Consider the following 3,307-nt stretch of genomic DNA (forward strand, 5'->3'; position numbering starts at 1 on the left):
TCGGGACCGTCGCGGCCGGTCATCGAGCTCGAACAGGCGCGGTGCGAGGGCCGATACGGCGAACGAATAATGCGGATATTTCGGTCCGGTGCGGCGGATGTTCGCGGTGGGCATGTGCCATAGCCTGCCAATTGCCGAGCCTTCGGTCATATCCAGCGCGATCGAAGCTCGCCGAATAGAGGATCATCCATTGACGTCCCACCGCTTCACCCTCCGCCCGCGGTCGAACAGTGCGATGGTCCCGAATCCGACGTCGGTGTCGCATTGGTGTATCGGCCCATGCGCACCGAGATCGCTGAAGTCCGCGCGGAGCTCGACCAGTTGCGTGCGAAGACATGAATTTACCCTGTTCTAACGATATCTGGGATTGCCGAATGGGAAATACTGCCAAGGTCGTACGAGTTGTTGCCGCAGCCGACGTCGCGGAGGTCGTCGGACCACAGGAGCAGCATCTGCTGCCCTGCATAACCAGGGATACTTGTGGTGCCGAAGGGATTTCGGCGGCCATGGTGAATATGGCGCCGGGAAAGGTGGCGCGGGCCCACCTACACGCGCGCAGTGAAACCATCGTGTTCTGCGTGACCGGGCGCGCGGTAACCCTGATAGGTCCGGAATTGGAGCCGTACGTGCACGGACCGGGCGAATTCCTGTACATCCCGGAGGGGGTGGTGCATGTGGCGGTGAATCTCAGCGACACCGACGGTTTGCTGGCGGTGGATGTGCGCACCGATCCGCTGTTCAGCGACGATCTGGTGTTGACGCCGGAATTCGATGCGGCGGCAATGGAAGTGGCCGCGCGACTGCGGCAGGAGTTGGCTCGGGTATGAGCGCCGGTGTCGCGCTCGGCCGCGAAACGGCGATGCGCAGCGGACCGATCGACGACGCGTTCGCGACATTGGCGCGCCGACCGGACGTGATCTCGTTCGCGGTCGGCGCGCCGGATCCGGCGCTGCTGCCGGGGGAGCTGGTGGCGTCACTGGCGGCGGCCGCGATCGCGAAGTACGGGAGTACTGCATTGCAGTACGGACTCACGCAGGGATTCCCACCGCTGCTCGAACAGGCGCGAATACTGTTGTCCGGCCGGGGAATCGGATGTTCGCCCGAGCGGGTGCACATCGCCACCGGCGGATCCGGCGCACTGCACAACATCTGCATGGCGCTGCTGTATCCCGGCGGGGTGGTGCTGGTGGAGACCCCGACCTACGGTCCGGCCGTGAAGGTGTTCCGCAGCCACGGCGCGCTGGTGGTCGAGGTCGCCTCCGATGCGGAGGGCATCCTACCGGAAGCACTGGATAGTGCACTGGCACAACATGATCCGGCGTTCGTCTATCTGCTGCCGACCTTCCAGAACCCGACCGGGCGGACCATGTCCGCGGTCCGGCGCGCGCAGGTCGCCGAGGTGATCACCCGGCACGAGGCACTGGTCGTAGAAGACGATGTGTACACCGACCTCCGATACCGCGGTGAGCCGGTGCCGACGCTGTGGTCCTTCGCGCCGGACCGCACCGCTTACATCACCTCGTTGTCGAAAACCCTTGCGCCAGCATTGCGGATCGGCATCACGGTGCTGCCCGATGACCTGCTCGAGCCCGTACTCGCCCTCAAACAGGGCATCGACATGCAGACCTCTGCCTTCAACCAGGCGATCGCCGCCGAATTCCTCAGCACGCCAGTGGGATCCGCGCATCTGAGTCTGCTCGTGGAAACCTATGCGACCAAACTTGATACGGTTGTGACCGCGTTGCACAAACACTTGCCGTCTGGATTCAGCTGGACCGAACCCGATGGCGGAATGTTCGTATGGGTCGAGGGCCCAGACGATTTCGATGCAGATGCGTTGGTTGCCCCGGCGTTGAGCAGGGGAGTGGCATTCCTACCCGGATCCGCCTTCTTCGCCGCCGACGGTGCGCCACGCAACGCGATCCGGCTGAGCTTCGCCACCGTGCCCGAACATCGGATCGAACCCGGCATCGAACTCCTCGCCGGACTCTGCGGATGAGACGACAACCCTATCGGTCAGGGTTGCGAAAGGATTAGTGGCCCCAATGAGCATTGTCGGCGTCTGGGAAGTGGTTGCCGACGGCGCGCCGTTCGGTTACCACGTCATGACCTTCCACGCGGACGGCACCATGGCGCAATCGAATCCGGACCACGGCAACCGCACCACCAGCGACAGCAACGGCATGGGTACCTGGAGAGCCGACGGCGCAACGGTATCCGGCGCTTTCCTCGAATTCACCGTCGACCGCGCGGACCCCTCGCTGGTGCAGAAGGGAATCGTCCGCTTCGACCTGACCGTGCACGGCGACGAGTTCACCGGCTCGGCGAGCGCAACCTTCTATGACCTATCCGGCACCTCGCGTCGCGGCCCACTCCCTGCCACCCTCACCGGCCGCCGGTTCACCTGTCACAGGTCGTGAGTTCGGCTTGCGGAGTACTCGGACTCGATGCCGAACCTCCAGCGCCACTGCCTCGTTGACCAAGATCACCATGCGCTGGTGGTGGCAAACAGCGCTATTTGCCGACACCAGCGCATGGTGATCTTGTGCTGCTGTTGGATGTCCGGGTCGAAGTGGTTCGAGCTCGCGGTCAGTATTCGAGTTCGGTCCAGGGGATCGCGATGGGGAAGGGGGCATCGATCGCGATACCGTCCGGGTTCGCGTGGGTCCATTCGCTGGCCAGGATGTAGTTGGCCGGGCGCAGGGGGTGGACGCCGTCCGGCAGTTGGGCGTGCCCGATGTCGAGGCCGTAGGCGCGGACCGTTGCGATGGCGCTGACTTCGCGGTCCAGATGCACTTCCCAGTACCAGGGAATCCCAGCACCCGCGTAGCGGCCTTTCTTCGCCTCGATATCGGTCTGCGTGTTGGAAGGAGACAGGACCTCCCCGACCAGCACGACGTCAGCGCTTCGAAGATCCTGGTAGGCCGATCCAAGGCACCGATGTACGAGAAAGTCGGGTGTCAAGAAATCGGACTTGCCATTGCGTCCGAGGAAGACGTTTGTCTCGGTGGTCACCCGCCAGCAGTGCTCAGGATGCGCCGACATGGTCTTTCGCGCGCAGCGTTCGATTGTGCTCCAGAGACGGTTCGAGAAGGTCTGATGCTCGGCAGGGCCGCGGCGCACCCACACCACACGTCCGTTCCACAGCTCGATCTGCTGGGCGATCTCCTGGGGGAGTCGCTCCAGCTCCTCCCAGCTCATGTACTCGGGGAGATCCGGGCGCTCGATACGCGGACCAGACATGCCGCAATGATAGAGGTGGAGCGGCCGCATCCGGATCTTGTGTTCGGGGATGGTATCTATGCGT

Annotated in this window: 4 protein-coding genes; 3 read left to right on the forward strand and 1 reads right to left on the reverse strand. The window is 63.7% G+C overall.

Annotation, left to right across the window (positions count from 1 at the left end; genetic code table 11):
* Window positions 1-374 precede the first annotated feature (374 nt).
* The 3 genes from ACQPYR_RS12685 to ACQPYR_RS12695 are packed head-to-tail and all read left to right on the forward strand — an operon-like array spanning window position 375 to window position 2,420.
* Window positions 375-827: a cupin domain-containing protein gene (locus ACQPYR_RS12685; RefSeq protein WP_433631473.1), complete on the forward strand. Its 453-nt coding sequence runs from the start codon at window positions 375-377 to the stop codon at window positions 825-827.
* Entirely contained in the window at window positions 824-1,999 is a 1,176-nt protein-coding gene (locus ACQPYR_RS12690) for a PLP-dependent aminotransferase family protein (RefSeq protein WP_433631475.1), read from the forward strand. Before ACQPYR_RS12685 ends, ACQPYR_RS12690 begins: the two co-directional genes overlap by 4 nt.
* 46 nt (window positions 2,000-2,045) lie before the next feature.
* On the forward strand, window positions 2,046-2,420 hold the full coding sequence (locus ACQPYR_RS12695; RefSeq protein ID WP_433631478.1) for a hypothetical protein: 375 nt from the start codon (window positions 2,046-2,048) through the stop codon (window positions 2,418-2,420).
* A gap of 169 nt (window positions 2,421-2,589) precedes the next feature.
* Here the strand turns inward: ACQPYR_RS12695 and ACQPYR_RS12700 are convergent, their stop codons facing one another.
* A complete protein-coding gene (locus ACQPYR_RS12700; RefSeq protein WP_433631481.1) occupies window positions 2,590-3,243 on the reverse strand; it encodes a Uma2 family endonuclease in 654 nt (217 codons plus the stop codon).
* Window positions 3,244-3,307 lie beyond the last annotated feature (64 nt).

This window comes from Nocardia sp. CA-120079 (assembly GCF_050955745.1).
Classification (GTDB): Bacteria; Actinomycetota; Actinomycetes; order Mycobacteriales; family Mycobacteriaceae; genus Nocardia.